The 13,363-nt window shown below is 37.5% G+C and carries 23 protein-coding genes; 18 read left to right on the forward strand and 5 right to left on the reverse strand.

What is annotated here, in order from left to right:
• Positions 1-99 precede the first annotated feature (99 nt).
• The 5 genes from ACFIKU_RS08785 to ACFIKU_RS08805 all read right to left on the reverse strand — a co-directional run bounded on the left by ACFIKU_RS08785 (position 100) and on the right by ACFIKU_RS08805 (position 2,613).
• Complete coding sequence (locus ACFIKU_RS08785; RefSeq protein ID WP_375657279.1) at positions 100-291, reverse strand: hypothetical protein; 192 nt, start codon at positions 289-291, stop codon at positions 100-102.
• A gap of 119 nt (positions 292-410) precedes the next feature.
• A complete protein-coding gene (locus ACFIKU_RS08790; RefSeq protein WP_375657280.1) occupies positions 411-947 on the reverse strand; it encodes a hypothetical protein in 537 nt (178 codons plus the stop codon).
• 3 nt (positions 948-950) lie between these two features.
• The gene (locus tag ACFIKU_RS08795) at positions 951-1,565 is read right to left on the reverse strand and encodes a hypothetical protein (RefSeq protein WP_375657281.1); all 615 of its coding nucleotides are present in this window, start codon (positions 1,563-1,565) and stop codon (positions 951-953) included.
• Between the two features lie 113 nt (positions 1,566-1,678).
• Positions 1,679-2,059 carry a hypothetical protein gene (locus ACFIKU_RS08800; RefSeq protein ID WP_375657282.1) on the reverse strand — a complete coding sequence of 127 codons (381 nt, stop codon included), beginning with the start codon at positions 2,057-2,059 and terminating at the stop codon, positions 1,679-1,681.
• A 224-nt stretch (positions 2,060-2,283) separates the two neighbouring features.
• Positions 2,284-2,613, reverse strand: coding sequence for a helix-turn-helix domain-containing protein (locus ACFIKU_RS08805; protein ID WP_019220317.1), 330 nt, complete (start codon positions 2,611-2,613; stop codon positions 2,284-2,286).
• A gap of 112 nt (positions 2,614-2,725) precedes the next feature.
• On the opposite strand from ACFIKU_RS08805, the gene ACFIKU_RS08810 reads away from it, so the two are divergent.
• The 18 genes from ACFIKU_RS08810 to ACFIKU_RS08895 all read left to right on the forward strand — a co-directional run bounded on the left by ACFIKU_RS08810 (position 2,726) and on the right by ACFIKU_RS08895 (position 13,152).
• Positions 2,726-3,004: a hypothetical protein gene (locus tag ACFIKU_RS08810; protein ID WP_375642655.1), complete on the forward strand. Its 279-nt coding sequence runs from the start codon at positions 2,726-2,728 to the stop codon at positions 3,002-3,004.
• 670 nt (positions 3,005-3,674) lie between these two features.
• Positions 3,675-4,010, forward strand: coding sequence for a dATP/dGTP diphosphohydrolase domain-containing protein (locus ACFIKU_RS08815; RefSeq protein ID WP_375642637.1), 336 nt, complete (start codon positions 3,675-3,677; stop codon positions 4,008-4,010).
• Between the two features lie 11 nt (positions 4,011-4,021).
• Positions 4,022-4,525, forward strand: a complete 504-nt coding sequence (locus ACFIKU_RS08820; protein ID WP_375657283.1) for a hypothetical protein — start codon at positions 4,022-4,024, stop codon at positions 4,523-4,525.
• Positions 4,526-4,535: 10 nt separating this feature from the next.
• A complete protein-coding gene (locus ACFIKU_RS08825) occupies positions 4,536-4,760 on the forward strand; it encodes a hypothetical protein (RefSeq protein WP_375657284.1) in 225 nt (74 codons plus the stop codon).
• Between the two features lie 173 nt (positions 4,761-4,933).
• Positions 4,934-5,410: a crossover junction endodeoxyribonuclease RuvC gene (locus tag ACFIKU_RS08830; RefSeq protein ID WP_375657285.1), complete on the forward strand. Its 477-nt coding sequence runs from the start codon at positions 4,934-4,936 to the stop codon at positions 5,408-5,410.
• Positions 5,397-5,762 (forward strand): DUF1376 domain-containing protein, encoded by a 366-nt coding sequence (locus ACFIKU_RS08835; RefSeq protein ID WP_375657286.1) that lies wholly within the window; start codon positions 5,397-5,399, stop codon positions 5,760-5,762. The genes ACFIKU_RS08830 and ACFIKU_RS08835 overlap by 14 nt, the downstream gene beginning before the upstream one ends.
• Entirely contained in the window at positions 5,752-6,105 is a 354-nt protein-coding gene (locus tag ACFIKU_RS08840; RefSeq protein WP_375657287.1) for a DUF1376 domain-containing protein, read from the forward strand. Before ACFIKU_RS08835 ends, ACFIKU_RS08840 begins: the two co-directional genes overlap by 11 nt.
• Complete coding sequence (locus ACFIKU_RS08845) at positions 6,095-7,150, forward strand: DUF1376 domain-containing protein (protein ID WP_375657288.1); 1,056 nt, start codon at positions 6,095-6,097, stop codon at positions 7,148-7,150. The genes ACFIKU_RS08840 and ACFIKU_RS08845 overlap by 11 nt, the downstream gene beginning before the upstream one ends.
• Entirely contained in the window at positions 7,110-7,559 is a 450-nt protein-coding gene (locus tag ACFIKU_RS08850; RefSeq protein ID WP_375657289.1) for a hypothetical protein, read from the forward strand. Before ACFIKU_RS08845 ends, ACFIKU_RS08850 begins: the two co-directional genes overlap by 41 nt.
• Before the next feature lie 198 nt (positions 7,560-7,757).
• Entirely contained in the window at positions 7,758-8,087 is a 330-nt protein-coding gene (locus ACFIKU_RS08855; RefSeq protein ID WP_375657290.1) for a hypothetical protein, read from the forward strand.
• A complete protein-coding gene (locus ACFIKU_RS08860; RefSeq protein ID WP_375657291.1) occupies positions 8,074-8,526 on the forward strand; it encodes a hypothetical protein in 453 nt (150 codons plus the stop codon). Before ACFIKU_RS08855 ends, ACFIKU_RS08860 begins: the two co-directional genes overlap by 14 nt.
• Positions 8,527-8,874: 348 nt before the next feature.
• Positions 8,875-9,645 (forward strand): hypothetical protein, encoded by a 771-nt coding sequence (locus ACFIKU_RS08865; RefSeq protein ID WP_375657292.1) that lies wholly within the window; start codon positions 8,875-8,877, stop codon positions 9,643-9,645.
• Positions 9,646-10,620: 975 nt separating this feature from the next.
• Positions 10,621-11,061 (forward strand): single-stranded DNA-binding protein, encoded by a 441-nt coding sequence (gene ssb / locus ACFIKU_RS08870; protein WP_375657293.1) that lies wholly within the window; start codon positions 10,621-10,623, stop codon positions 11,059-11,061.
• Positions 11,062-11,137: 76 nt separating this feature from the next.
• Complete coding sequence (locus tag ACFIKU_RS08875; protein WP_375657294.1) at positions 11,138-11,665, forward strand: Panacea domain-containing protein; 528 nt, start codon at positions 11,138-11,140, stop codon at positions 11,663-11,665.
• Positions 11,637-12,068 (forward strand): hypothetical protein, encoded by a 432-nt coding sequence (locus ACFIKU_RS08880; RefSeq protein WP_375657295.1) that lies wholly within the window; start codon positions 11,637-11,639, stop codon positions 12,066-12,068. Before ACFIKU_RS08875 ends, ACFIKU_RS08880 begins: the two co-directional genes overlap by 29 nt.
• A 1-nt stretch (position 12,069) precedes the next feature.
• A complete protein-coding gene (locus ACFIKU_RS08885; RefSeq protein WP_375657296.1) occupies positions 12,070-12,573 on the forward strand; it encodes a hypothetical protein in 504 nt (167 codons plus the stop codon).
• A gap of 98 nt (positions 12,574-12,671) precedes the next feature.
• On the forward strand, positions 12,672-12,899 hold the full coding sequence (locus ACFIKU_RS08890; protein WP_375642649.1) for a DUF6290 family protein: 228 nt from the start codon (positions 12,672-12,674) through the stop codon (positions 12,897-12,899).
• The gene (locus ACFIKU_RS08895) at positions 12,883-13,152 is read left to right on the forward strand and encodes a type II toxin-antitoxin system RelE/ParE family toxin (protein WP_375642650.1); all 270 of its coding nucleotides are present in this window, start codon (positions 12,883-12,885) and stop codon (positions 13,150-13,152) included. Before ACFIKU_RS08890 ends, ACFIKU_RS08895 begins: the two co-directional genes overlap by 17 nt.
• Positions 13,153-13,363: the final 211 nt, after the last annotated feature.

The following is a 13,363-nucleotide window of genomic DNA, read 5'->3' on the forward strand; positions in this document are numbered from 1 at the left end:
GATCACCTTGCTTGACGTCCCCCAAATCTCTCAATGCACGAATGCGGTGGAGAGTTTTGCCATCAACTTCGATTGTTTCGTCAGTAATTTCATATTTTTTCATCTGGTCTTTTCTCCAGTTGATATGGCGTTATAGTCATCAACGTGTGCGCTACGGTAAACTTTTGCATCACCGTAAACTTTTGTTTCTCCGTAAATTTCTGCCTTATCGTAAACACGTGCTTCATCGTAAACGCGGGCATCATCGTAAACTTTTGCACGCCCATGAACATGTGCATTGCCAAAAACCAAGGCATCATCAAAAACCTTGGCATAACCGTAAACCTCTGCATTATGGGAAACGCATGCATTACCGTAAACTTCTGCATGATCATAAATTTTAGCATCACCATAAATCCTTGCACTATCGCCTACATGTCCGTCTTTAATTTTGCATTGCCATAAACTTCTGCCTTATCGGAAACGTATGCATAACCGTAAACATGTGCATTTTCGGAAACTTTTGCTTCATCGTAAACGCGTGCACAACTGTAAACCTCTGCCTTACCGTAAACACGTGCTTTATCGAAAACGCGGGCACAATCGTAAACCTCTGCCCTACCGTAAACTTCTGCATCACCGTAAACTTTTGCTTCTCCATAAATTTCTGCACGACCGTAAACGCGCGCTTCATCGAAAACGTGTGCGCTCTCGTAAACATGTGCATTATCGGAAACTTTTGCTTCATCGAAAACAAGTGCATTGCCATAAACACGTGCATCTCCAAAAACACAAGCCTTATACCAAATCCAACAATTGCCCTCATGGGATAAGTTGCCTTCATGCTCTATAAAACCGCCTAGGTCGCCTGCTTTAATACCACCAAAGTCTCTCAACGCGCGAATACGGTGAAGGGTTTTGCCATCAACTTCAATTGTTTCATCTGTCAGTTCGTATTTTTTTTCCATGGTTTATTGCCTCTCGCCCGTTGTGATGATTTCATCATTGATGATCTCTGCGTTTCCATGAATAAATGCATAACCATAGATTTTGGCATTTCCCCCAACTTTTGCTCTGATGGAAATCAATGGACTGTCATAAATTTTAGCATTCCCATAAATTTTAGCTTTTCCACTAATAAATGCACCACCGGAAACTTGTGCATTCTCGTAGATTTGTGCACTGGCAAAAACACGAGCATGTCCAAAAATCTGCGCATTGCCAAAAATATTAGTTTCTCCGGTAACAGATGCACTACCAAAAACACATGCATTTTCGTAAATATCAGCAATGTGGTGAATATAAGCATCACCAAAAACCTTGGCTTTGTCATAAACTCTTGCATGACTATCCACACGAGCGTTTTCATAAACATGGGCATCACCAAAAATCTTGGCATAATTATAGACTTTTGCATCATTACCTACCCAACAATCACCTTCATGACTTAGGTTGTCTTCTTTCTCGATATAGCCTCCTAAATCACCTTGCTTGACGTTTCCAAAGTCTCTCAACGCGCGAATACGGTGAAGGGTTTTTCCATCAAACTCAATTGTTTCATCTGTCAGTTCGTATTTTTTTTCCATGGTTTTACTCCTTTAAGTTAGACTCTGCCTTTGTCGTTCTTGCAAAAGAACGGCATTGCATTGTGTGGTGAATTTTTTGAAAAGGAGGCGTCTTTTACAAACGCCTTTAGATTTTAAAGCACATCACAAGGACGCAAACGGTGTTGTTTTTCGTAAGAACCATACATTGCATCGTCATATTCGCGCTGTTTTATATCATCTAAAAAAAAACTGTATGCTGAACTATGCGTAACAAAGTCGTGAGGAATGTTTCCGTTGAAACACTGCTCTTCATATTCTTTAAGATAGAATTCGGCAACATCTTCAGAGATATCTTCGCACCGATTAGTCGTTGGTTCGATACGCAAGATTTGGACAGCATTATCGGCTTGGTCGATAAATTTGATAATGTCCATTTCTTCGAAGAAAGTTCCATATTTAGCGAGATTTTGCTCTTCATTTTCGCACATCACTAAGAGAATTTCATCAGAATTTATAAACACTGGTTTTTTCACAAATGCCTCCATAGAGCCTATTGGCAAAAGTTATTTTCTAAGATATGGAGTGAATATATGTAAAAAGTGCAAGTGTCAACATAAAAATGTAAAAAGTGCAAATTTATGTTAGGTATGTTTTTTTTTTAAGTGCACTATCCACAATTTATGGAGATACAAAATGCAAATAGTGGAACAAGATTCTAATCTTTTAAAAGGGTTTTCTCAGAAAGAAAAGGAAACTATTACTTATCTTTTGATTGCCTTAAAAACTCAATATATAAAATCACAGACTTCTTGTTTTCTTCAGAAAGATCACGATAAAAATTCATAAATTCTTGATCAACATCATTGAAGAAATTGGGGGGGGGCTCGTTAAAAAACTCAGCTATTTTAACTAATTCCCCAATACTTATGCTTCTTGACTTTCCATTTTTGTAAGGATTAATCATTCTGCTTATAGTGGATTGATGGATTCCCAAGTAGGCGGCTAGTTCTATTTGAGCACCATGTCCGCGCTCGTCTAATTTTTTTTCTAGCCATTGTTGGATACTTTTTTCAATATTGCTACTCATAATTTAAATATTATCCCTAAAAATACGTAAAATGCAAAAATGTGAAAGGTGCATTTTTTGTTGACATATGTAAAAAGTGCAATTATTTATTGCGCTGTTATGGAGATTACATATGCCTTCGAGATTAATTATAAAATATTTAGGTGGTTTCAAAACTGTAGCAACCATAGTGCAAAGAGATGTGTCATCTGTTTATAGATGGCGTGACATACCAGCAAAACACCAGCAAAAAATTTTAGATTACGCCCGTGAGCATGGGATAGATTTACGTCCAGAAGATTTTTTTTATCCCGAGCGTTTGCAGAGATTAATGCAAGAGCAACACCCCCCAATTACGAAAATTTGCAAAAGTTCCAGCGTTGATAGCGCGGGTGAGACTTTGCAGCATTAAGGAGATGAAGATGGCTGTAGAAAAGAAATATGAGTTCACACGCCAAGGAGTAACGCTTTATCCTGATGAGAATAATTCACATGGTATTGTAATGCTTCGTCGCATACGGGCACTGAGAGACTTTGGAAACGTTAAAAAAGGTGATTTTGGTGGTTTTATAGAACATGAAGGTAACCTATCACATGAAGGGGATTGTTGGGTAGATGATTTGGATAATTCCTTTAGCCGTGGATATGTTTTTGGTAATGCTCGTGTTTTTGGAGATGCCCGTGTTGGTGGCATGGCACGTGTTTTTGGGCATGCAGAAGTTTACGGTGATGCAGATGTTTTCGGTGATGCGTATATTTATGATCATGCAAAGATTTACGGTAATAGCAAGGTTTATCATTCTCGCGTTTACGGTGAAGCACAAATTTATGAGAATGCTTTTGTTAGAGGTCAAGCAGAAGTTTATGGGAATTCTCGCATTTTTGGGAATGCTGAAATTTATACAAAAGCACGTGTGTACGGGAATGCCAAGGTATATGAACATGCACATGTTTTCAATCAATCTAAAGTTTATGACAATGCGTTAGTTCACGGGCATGCAAAAATTAGAGAGCAAGCTAAGATTTATGGCAATGCAGATGTTTGTGACTATGAAGATTTTCGCGATAATGAAGAAGTTTACATGCGTAAACACGTTTCACAGAACGCAAATGAAGCGCATAAGAATGATGATGGCAAGTCACGGGTAGAGCTTATACCGCCTTTAGCACTGATGGAAATCGGTCGTGTTTTAGAGTTTGGAGCAAAGAAATACGGAGCAAACAACTGGCGTAATGGCATGGATTGGAGCCGGTTTCACGGTGCTGCTTTGCGTCATTTATTAGCATGGTTTGGTGGAGAACATAAGGATGCTGAGAGTGATTTATCACACTTGGCACATGCGGCTTGTTGCATTCTTTTTTTAATGGAATGCGAAGCACAACAGATTGGTCATGATAACCGCCCTCATAAAAATTAAAGGAGATAAAGATGAGTTGGAATGAGATTTTATGGATAGCAGTGGTTTCAGTTTTGCTCTTAAGCGGAGTGATGTTTCGTATTGCATTGCATTATCGCGACCAAGTTAAAGCACTTAAAGAGCAGGTTAATAATCTTAAGAAAGAAATGAGAGGGAATGAGTTTAGGTATTTAAAGGAAACCAAGCAGACAATTGATGAATGTGATGCGGATCTTAAAGAACGTGACAAGCTAATTGAAGCACTGAAGCAAGAGATTAAAGAGCGTTACGAGGAAATGGAAGAACGTGACGAGGAAATTAAAGAACGTGACAAGCTAATAAAAAAATTTAAGCAACAGACTGAAGAGCATGAAAAGGCGTTCAGAAATGTAAGTGAAGTTGTAATGACACTAAAAGCAGATGTTCAATCACGTGATACGGAAATTCAAAGACTAACACAAGAGCTTAAACAGCGTGATGAAGCAGTAAAAGCGCCGTCTCATAAGAATAAGAAGAGTAAGAAGAAGGGCAAGTAAGGAGATAGAGATGAATGCAGGATCGTATACTGGTTTAATAGTATCTATAGCGGTAAATATTCAATTAGCTATTCAACTTTATCTATTTTATAAAGAATTACAAATAGTTAAAAAGGAAATAATGAAGAAAAATGAAAAAATATGGAGGCAAGAAGAGGAAATCCAAAGATTATCTTATCCTAGCATGTTCTCTTCTTCAAAAGATAGAAAAAATTCTGGCCAAAACTTAGTTTGAACCACTCTTTCTGGGTGATTTGATGAAGTGTGTTCAATTATGATGAAAGTTGGTACTATTAATGAAATAATATCAATCACATCTTTATCTATTTGCATACTTCTTACACCCTTTTTTCCTTCATTTTTGGAAAAAAACAATCCTATAAAACACGTTTTGTATGGAGTGGCGCGGTGAATAACACGATTCTTTGTTTTGATCTAGGTACCAAAACGGGGTGGGCGATACGTGGTGCAAGTGGTGACATATTCAGTGGTACCGTGAATTTTCAATCACGCCGTTTTGAAGGCGGTGGAATGCGTTATTTGCGCTTTAAGCAATGGCTATCAGAAATAAAGCAGACAGCAGGTCAAATTGACGCGGTGTATTTTGAAGAGGTGAGGCGTCATAAAGGTACAGATGCAGCGCATGTTTACGGAGGTTTGTTAGCAACGTTAACGGCGTGGTGTGAACAGCATCAGATACCGTATGAGGGGATAGCAGTAAGTACGATTAAGAAAGCGACGACAGGCAAGGGGAATGCGTCGAAAGAAGAGATGATTAAGGCGGTGCGTGCAAAAGGGCACAATCCGAAAGATGATAACGAAGCAGATGCTTTAGCAATTTTATATTTAGTTAAAGAAAGGGAGGACATTCATGTCTATTATTAGAGTTCCTTGCGTAAGATTTTATTCCAATCAGTTTTTAAAAGAGCTTATGGGTTTGCAAGCAACAGAGAAAGGTGTTTACACAACATTAGTGTTGCTTATGAAAGACAAGAAAGCGCCTCTTATAAATAATGTGTCTTATTTATCAGGTTGGTGCGGTTGTTCAGTAAGAACATTTCAAAAGGCATTAAAAGCTTTAATAAGCACGGGTCATATCACACAATTAGAGAATGGCAGCTTATGGTATGGATCAACAGCCTTTGAATATGATGATAACAAATTTTCAGAGAGAGCTTCGAAAGCAGCGATAGCAAGGTGGCATAAGCACAAAGGGGAGGCAATACATGTCAACTAAATTACCATGGACGAGGCTTTTTGCAGACAATTGGCTACTTGATCTTGCATATTTGCCTGCTGTAGAGGGCAATATCTATATGCGATTACGGTTACGTATGTTACATACTGGTGAACCTCTTTTTTATAATATTAAAGTTTTATCTCATTACACTGGTTATTCAGTGAAGAAGTTTGAAGCGGCACTGAATGTTTTGCTTGAAGAAGGATATCTCATTCGTTTAGCAGATGGTCGCTTGTGGAATTTAGATGTTGAGGAAGAACTCAATAACCTCCGTGAAGAAGAGCTAGATAATTTCACTTGCAATAATAATAAAGAAAGGGAGGTGAAGTATGTCAACTAAGTTAGCTTGGGTTCGTTGTTTTCCTTCTGATTGGGTATCTGATGCTAGTGGAATGACGTCGCATCAAATATCGACTTATATGATGTTGACATTGCTTATGTATAAGAAGAGACAGCCAATTCTTGAAAATGCCTCTATATTAGCACGCATTTCTGGTTGTTCAGTAAAAGCTTTTAATAAAGCGCTAGATTTTTTATTGAGTGATGAGAAACTGATACGTTTAGAAGACGGTCGTTTATGGAGTTTACAGGTTGAAGAGGAACTCAACAACTCTAATGAGAATTTGAATAAGTTTTCAGAGAGAGCGCAGAAGGCAGCGAAGGCAAGATGGGATAAAAATACAAAAGATGCTTGTGATATTAAGCATGATGCTTGTGATAATGCTAATGATATTAAGCATGATGCTAAGCATGATGCTTGTGATGCCATAACAAACAATACAAACATATATAATAAAAAAAATAAAACTAACGTTTTATTAAAAAAAGAAATTGATTTTGAAGATTTAGAAACAACCGATTTGGTTGACGAGCCAATCGAGTGTGATGTTGAAAGCCAATCAGAGCAAATCAACCAACCAATCATTCACGAGCAAGAGAACGTTCCTAAGAAAGCGAAACGGGTCAAAACCGATAGAGGCTGTCGATTGCCTGCGGATTTTGAACCCGATTGCGATTTTGCACTTGCAGAGGGCTTGCCTCCAGAGCGCGTGAAAGTCGAAATCGCAAAGTTTCGAGATTATTGGCGTTCAAAAGCTGGAGCAAATGCAACCAAAATCGATTGGCAAGCAACGTGGAGAAACTGGGTACGAAAGGCAATTGAAGATTTACAGAAAGGAAAAAACTATGGAAAGCCAAGCACTGAAACAACAGAACAGCAGCGTGGATGGAGTTATCGCGTTGCACAGCACATGTCCAATATCAAAAATTCAGATAGTGTGTACAAATTTCTATTCGAGGATGACAACCGAACCACCATTCCTTTGGAAAACGGGGCAAAAACCATTGATTGCAGAAGCGGAGAGAATTACCTCATTAGTCCATGATGCGTTGCAAAAGCTTGAAAAGAAAGCGACTGAAGAAGAAATTCAAACAACGTATCTTGTCCTTTCAAATGGACTTAAGAGCCCCATGGGATCAGATGAGAAAGCGACAGCGCTTGCGTATCTTTACGCTCTTGAAGGCATAAGCAGCTGGGTATTGCAAACGGCAACAAAGAACGCTTTGAAAGGCAAAGCCGAGGGCTTGAATGCAACCTTTATGCCCTCAACAGCAGATTTTTATCGTTACTGCGAAAATCTTGAAAGTGATATTCGCTTTCGTGCAAACCGTCTTCTAAAGAACCTTGAAAAGCCTGAAATAAAGGCAACTGATCAAAAGGCACCGATGTCATCAGAACGCATTGAAAAGCTTCAAAAAGAACTTGAAGAGGTTTTAAAGGGCATTGAAGGATAAACAGCAAAGTAGTGAAATTTGCTGAACGTTTTGAGAATAGATATGCGTTTAAATTGACAGAAAGGCACCATACAGAGCGATTTAAAGATTTTATGATAAAAACCATATTGAAATTAAAAACGCTTCTGTATGGTCCATTTTGAGGCAAATAAACCCATTGGTAAAGTTATGGATTTAAGCAAGGGGATATTAAACCAGATGTTTTTAAAAAAACGTAAACAGAAAGGGCAAAAAAGATTTGTAGCAACGGCGGTGGGACATGCCCCATGGGGATTGGGGGTAGCTGAGTATTTTTATAATCTTTACGAATATGATGATGGTATGAGGGAATATGAGGAATTCGATGGTGGTCAGTATCATGAGATACCTATTGAAGTTGATTACAGTACCAAGGCTCAAGTGAAAGCGTGGATATACGGTGGTGATATTCCGAAAAGCGTTCTCAATTACGAACCTCTTATAGATGAGATCAATAAAGAGATCAAAAAATTATCAAAAACCGCAGGAAATAAATATGTTTACAGATAAGCAGCTAAGAGCCTTGTTTGGTATTATAATTTTTATATTTTTATGCTTTTTAGAAATTAAAAAAAATCCCTACTTTATCCAAGGTATTTTGATATTTGCATCTTTTGGTTTGATAATAATAACAAATATTTTTGTAATTTTATGCAATTCTCATATTCCTTTTGAGTTGCAGAACAATCCAAAATATAAAGATGATGATACAACAGGTTGGAAGATATTAACACGTGATTTACAACAGTATATGCACAGACTTTTAAAGCTAATAAGTTTAGCACTTGTCGTTTTAATTTTTCCAAATAGTTATAGTGTATTTTGGTATTTAGATATCGTTTTTTGGTACTTTTTTTTAGTTTATTCATTCTTTCTCATGTTGCATACACGCAGTTTAATAAACATGTCCATTTACGCACTACATTTTTATACTAAAAACCAAAAGTAACATTTAAAAGCGTTTGATATTCAATTAGGTAAATATCAAAATGAAAAAAAAGTGAAAAAAATAAAAAATACGTATTGACTTTAAATAAAGGTTCGTTTAGAAAGGTCGACAAGTGCTAAAAACACTATATGAATAGCGAGTAAACCACGATAAGGTTTCTCCCATTTCTTTAAAAGACTGGCTTTCTTTTATGCTTTAAGAGCGTATAATGATTATGTCGGGTGTAGCTATGCCATACAATACCCTTCGCGAGGGAAAAGCATAGCGGCGGACTATTCACCGTGTTTTTAGCGCCCGGCGCCTTTTTAGGGTTGTCAATTAAAAACTCTATTGAATAGGATTACTAGTATGAACGCTACAGTTAAAAATCAAAAAACATCTCCAAAATATGAACTTACTAATGAAAACCGCGTTGTTAACGGTGTGACTTTACACCGCATTAAAGCTTTAAAAGACTTTGCTGATGTTAAGGCGGGGGATCTAGGGGGCTTTATTGAAAGTGAAAGCAACCTCTCTCATGATGGTAATTGCTGGGTTTATGATGATGCTATGGTTATTCAAGCAAGCGTTTCCGAAAATGCCCAAATACGCAATAATGCCTGCGTTGTGAATTGGGCTAGGGTTTATGGTAATGCCGTGATTAGTGATAAGGCATGGGTTTTGAGTGATAAGGCACATGTTTATGACAATGCAGTCATTAATGGCAATGCAAAAATTGGCGGCTATGTTTTTGGCAATGCCGTTGTGAGTGATAATGCCGTTATTACAGAGGGGGCTCTTATTTACGATAATGCCCGTGTTTATGAAAATGCGTATGTGAGTGGGCTTGTGTTTAATGATGCCCATGTCTATGGGAAATCACGCCTTGCTGCGTGGTCAAAAGCTTATGGAAATGCACATGTTTTTGATAAAGCTATAGTTTATGATGGTAGCAATATTTATGACAATGCCAAGGTTTATGGCTCGGCGCGTGTTGGTCCCTGTGCAAAAATTCACGATAATGCTCATGTGAGTGGCAAGGCACAAATTTGTCAATTTACAACAATTTATGGCAATGCTGTGCTTAAAGAAAATAAGAAATTTTCTGAAGATGTCTGTGGTGTTGATAAAGCAGCGTAAATAACGGGGCGGGGGGGCTGCTTTATAGCAAAAAAGAAAGCCGTGTTTTAATCAACGCGGCTTTTATATTCACAGGAGGTATATACATTTCACACTAAACACATATCACACAAAACGTGTAAAAACGCAAGCCTTAATACAAAAAAGCCGCGTCAAAATGAATTGATACGGCTTTTTAAATCAAAACAACTAGCGCCCCCAATAAACGATTAAAATAACCAACCGAAATATAAGAGAACATCTATTTATTGCACAAAACGTATCAAAACACAAGCTTTGATACATAAAAACCGTATCAAAATGAATTGATACGGCTTTTATATTCCACAACTAATTATAGATCAGGAGACTTAGTTATAAAAAAACCAAATAAAAAATCACATATTTTGTGTATAAATGCAAGTATATTTTTTTCAAATTGCATCTTAAAATACATCATGCTATTCTTAACCCGCAGCGTTATTCTAGCGTTGCATTTCCGCCGTTCTTTAGGTTGAGAATACTCTTTAAAAATCGCTATAAAACAAAGCCGTGTCAGTTAATTTTGACACGGTTTTTGTATATTAATGCTTGTAACTTGATACATAATGTGCTATATCCTATGTGAAATTTGAGAAATTGTGAAAGCCTTGTTATGTATTTACGTAACGGGGCTTTCTTTTATGATAGGGGTTGGTTTTCTCTAGTCCATTTGAAGCTAAATGCATTAAAGCCGTGCCAATTATCTTGACACGGCTTCTGTTTTGCAATGCATGACTGTTGTATTCTTATTCAAAAGTATACGAACGTCTCTTTATTACACAAAACGTATCAAAACACAAGCTGTTAAATAAAATAAAAATGAGATTCATTCTTTAGATTCAGTGGGTTATAATAAATTTCGTTTGTAATCACACCCCATAATGTGTTATACTATCATCAGTTGTGAGTTTGTTTTGTTCTAAGTACTATTTTCCATTAAAGGACAGAAAACAAATGCTTAATAAAGTGATTTTAATTGGTCATTTAGGTGCCAATCCAGAAAGTAAAACTATGCCTTCTGGTGGTGAGGTGGTCAATTTTCGAATGGCAACGTCTGAGAGCTACACAGACAAGGCAACCAATAAGAGAATAGACAAAACCGAATGGCATTCCATTGTGGTTTTTAATCCACATTTGGCAAAAATAGCACTTCAGTATCTCAGTAAAGGTAGCAAAGTTTATGTCGAGGGGCGACTACAAACCCGTAAATGGCAAGATAAAAACGGTGTTGATCGCTATGTAACAGAAGTCATATTGCCTCAGTACAAAGGCGAGTTAAAGCTTTTACATGGCAAAAATGATGATAATCAAGAGCCGTCATCTCCTTATGACAGAAGCATTTACAGACCTCTTGATACGCCCCATACCGTTATGAATGACAGTGTTCCTTTTTAAGGATATTATTGAATGAGAAAAGTGATCATGTTAAAGCAATTCTGTAAAGTTGTATATTTTGTGGGGTATGAATGATATGTACCAAGTTCAGCAAATTGCTAACTTCTTTCTTGAAAAGGGACGTGAAGAGAATATCCCAATTTCTCCTATGAAGCTCATTAAACTGGTGTATCTTGCGTATGGATGGATGTTAGCAGCTACAGGTAAGCGTCTCTTTCCTGATCGTATAGAAGCATGGCAGCATGGTCCCGTGATTCCGGCTCTTTATCATGAGTTTAAAGATTGGGGAAGGCGTTTTATCGATTGCTATTCTCGAACAGTTGATTTAGAGACAGGAGAAATTTTTGTCCCTGGAATACCTAAAGATTCAGCTGATGAATATACAGTTAAGTTATTAGAGATTGTTTGGAATGCTTATAAGAATTTTGAACCTTGGCTTTTGCGTGAAATCTCTCATGAAAAAGGAGCACCTTGGGATAAAGTGTATGATCCACGGCGATGGGGGGTGGTGTTGAATGATGATGACATTAGAGAATATTTTACTAAAAAAATTAATGGATATTTGAAAGCTGCAGATGCAAGAGAATCCGTCCATTCATCTTGAGCAACTTCAGCGGGCTAGTAATACTGTTGAAGATGAAGATAAGTCGTCTGTATCATCGCGACAGTTTTTTAAAGTTACTGCAGATTGTCGTTCTAGAGTAACAACTCATTATGCTGTTACAGAGTTAGAAATAGAGTCGTTAAGAGATTGTGCAATGTACGCGCATCACTTTGATACAGTAATTGGTATTTTATTGGGTGCGCTCATATCTCTGTTTTTAGAATTGCTATGGGATTGTAGTCAATTCGGAACGAAGATAACAGTTGCAATTATAATAGCTGCTTTTGTTGTGTGGCTACACAATTTGAAGAGAAAGACACGGTCAAGATCAGAGAGAATTTGGCAATATATCAAAGAGGCATCTGAGGGTACAAGTGAAAACAAAAACAAGGGGACGCCCTAAAATAGCAGGGCAGGTAAGAGAACCAAACGGACGCATCTCACGTGCAAAAGCACTACGTGAAGCCGTTGATAAATTGGCAATAGAAATGCGTGCAAAGCGCTTCGGTTTAACGCTACAAGAGGCAAAAAATCCACTTTCTGGTACCTATATCGGGCGGCTTTGCTTGCAAGGTATACTTACTCAAGAGCAATATGATGCCGCGCAACAGTATTTACAGATAAGAAATAATTACCTTTGCGCAAAAGGTTTACCAAGTGCTGTTTATGATGAAATGCCATCATCAGCAGATGATAAAGCAAGAGACAAGTGGGTAGAATTTGCAACAGAACAATTTTTTAATACGCAAGAAGCAATAAAAGAAGCGCAATGCCTCTATAGACAGTATAATCTTTATGCAGCGCTACAGAACCTCGTGATAGAAGATCAAATGCTACCACACCTTGTGAATTCACTGCGCGTTGCTCTTAATGCGCTTCAGAAGCATTTTGATCAAAAAAGTGAATGATAAATGTTTTATGTAGTTTTTGTAGCATGATGTGAAACGTTTTTCTGTACAATTCGTTATATTTGTATTACAGTGAATACAAATATGAGGATTGCGTTATGACAATATCTATTCGGTTGCCTAGCGAACTTGAAACGCGTTTGAATAATTTAGTTGCGAAGACAGGGCGTACGAAGTCTTTTTATCTGCGAGAGATTATTGAACGTGGAATAGAGGAAGCGGAGGATTATTATTTAGCTTCACAAGTAAGAGAGCGAATTCGAAGGGGAGAGGGTACTTTTTATAGCTCTGAAGAGGTGAGGAAAGAGCTTGGCTTGGACGATTAGATATGAAAAAAAAGCTCTCAGTTTTTTAAAAAAATGCGATAAAAAAGAAGCGCGGCGAATTGTTGATTTTTTAGATAAACAGATTGCTTCTCTTGAAGATGTACGTGCAGTAGGAAAGCCTTTAAGAGGTCAGTTATCGGGTTTGTGGAGATATCGTGTAGGAGATTATAGGATACTCTGTGATCTTTATGATAAGGAGCTTGTAGTATTAGTTTTGGCTGTTGGACATAGAAAAAATATATATAAAAGCTAAAGCAAATAATGTTCTTTTTGTGTTGACAAATTGTAGCAAATCGTATTTAATGACATTACTGTACTTGGTCGTACTGTATCTAGACGAAAGACAGTGCAGTTTGAAATCCCCGCAAATGCGGGGTTTTTTATTATTGGAGGGCGTATTTTATGACGTCAGAAAATACACAGCAGGATCCACAACCCATTAAAAAGCGTATACCACCAAAGGC

Origin of the sequence: Bartonella sp. CM120XJJH (assembly GCF_042194715.1) — a bacterium.
In the GTDB taxonomy this organism is placed as follows: domain Bacteria; phylum Pseudomonadota; class Alphaproteobacteria; order Rhizobiales; family Rhizobiaceae; genus Bartonella.

Coding starts and splice junctions, on each gene's coding strand:
- ACFIKU_RS08790 (WP_375657280.1), bottom strand. CDS start 947: ATGGAAAAAAAATACGAACTGACAGATGAAACAATTGAAGTTGATGGC.
- ACFIKU_RS08795 (WP_375657281.1), bottom strand. CDS start 1,565: ATGGAAAAAAAATACGAACTGACAGATGAAACAATTGAGTTTGATGGA.
- ACFIKU_RS08805 (WP_019220317.1), bottom strand. CDS start 2,613: ATGAGTAGCAATATTGAAAAAAGTATCCAACAATGGCTAGAAAAAAAA.
- ACFIKU_RS08810 (WP_375642655.1), top strand. CDS start 2,726: ATGCCTTCGAGATTAATTATAAAATATTTAGGTGGTTTCAAAACTGTA.
- ACFIKU_RS08815 (WP_375642637.1), top strand. CDS start 3,675: ATGCGTAAACACGTTTCACAGAACGCAAATGAAGCGCATAAGAATGAT.
- ACFIKU_RS08820 (WP_375657283.1), top strand. CDS start 4,022: ATGAGTTGGAATGAGATTTTATGGATAGCAGTGGTTTCAGTTTTGCTC.
- ACFIKU_RS08825 (WP_375657284.1), top strand. CDS start 4,536: ATGAATGCAGGATCGTATACTGGTTTAATAGTATCTATAGCGGTAAAT.
- ACFIKU_RS08835 (WP_375657286.1), top strand. CDS start 5,397: ATGTCTATTATTAGAGTTCCTTGCGTAAGATTTTATTCCAATCAGTTT.
- ACFIKU_RS08840 (WP_375657287.1), top strand. CDS start 5,752: ATGTCAACTAAATTACCATGGACGAGGCTTTTTGCAGACAATTGGCTA.
- ACFIKU_RS08845 (WP_375657288.1), top strand. CDS start 6,095: ATGTCAACTAAGTTAGCTTGGGTTCGTTGTTTTCCTTCTGATTGGGTA.
- ACFIKU_RS08855 (WP_375657290.1), top strand. CDS start 7,758: ATGTTTTTAAAAAAACGTAAACAGAAAGGGCAAAAAAGATTTGTAGCA.
- ACFIKU_RS08860 (WP_375657291.1), top strand. CDS start 8,074: ATGTTTACAGATAAGCAGCTAAGAGCCTTGTTTGGTATTATAATTTTT.
- ACFIKU_RS08865 (WP_375657292.1), top strand. CDS start 8,875: ATGAACGCTACAGTTAAAAATCAAAAAACATCTCCAAAATATGAACTT.
- ssb (WP_375657293.1), top strand. CDS start 10,621: ATGCTTAATAAAGTGATTTTAATTGGTCATTTAGGTGCCAATCCAGAA.
- ACFIKU_RS08875 (WP_375657294.1), top strand. CDS start 11,138: ATGTACCAAGTTCAGCAAATTGCTAACTTCTTTCTTGAAAAGGGACGT.
- ACFIKU_RS08880 (WP_375657295.1), top strand. CDS start 11,637: ATGCAAGAGAATCCGTCCATTCATCTTGAGCAACTTCAGCGGGCTAGT.
- ACFIKU_RS08890 (WP_375642649.1), top strand. CDS start 12,672: ATGACAATATCTATTCGGTTGCCTAGCGAACTTGAAACGCGTTTGAAT.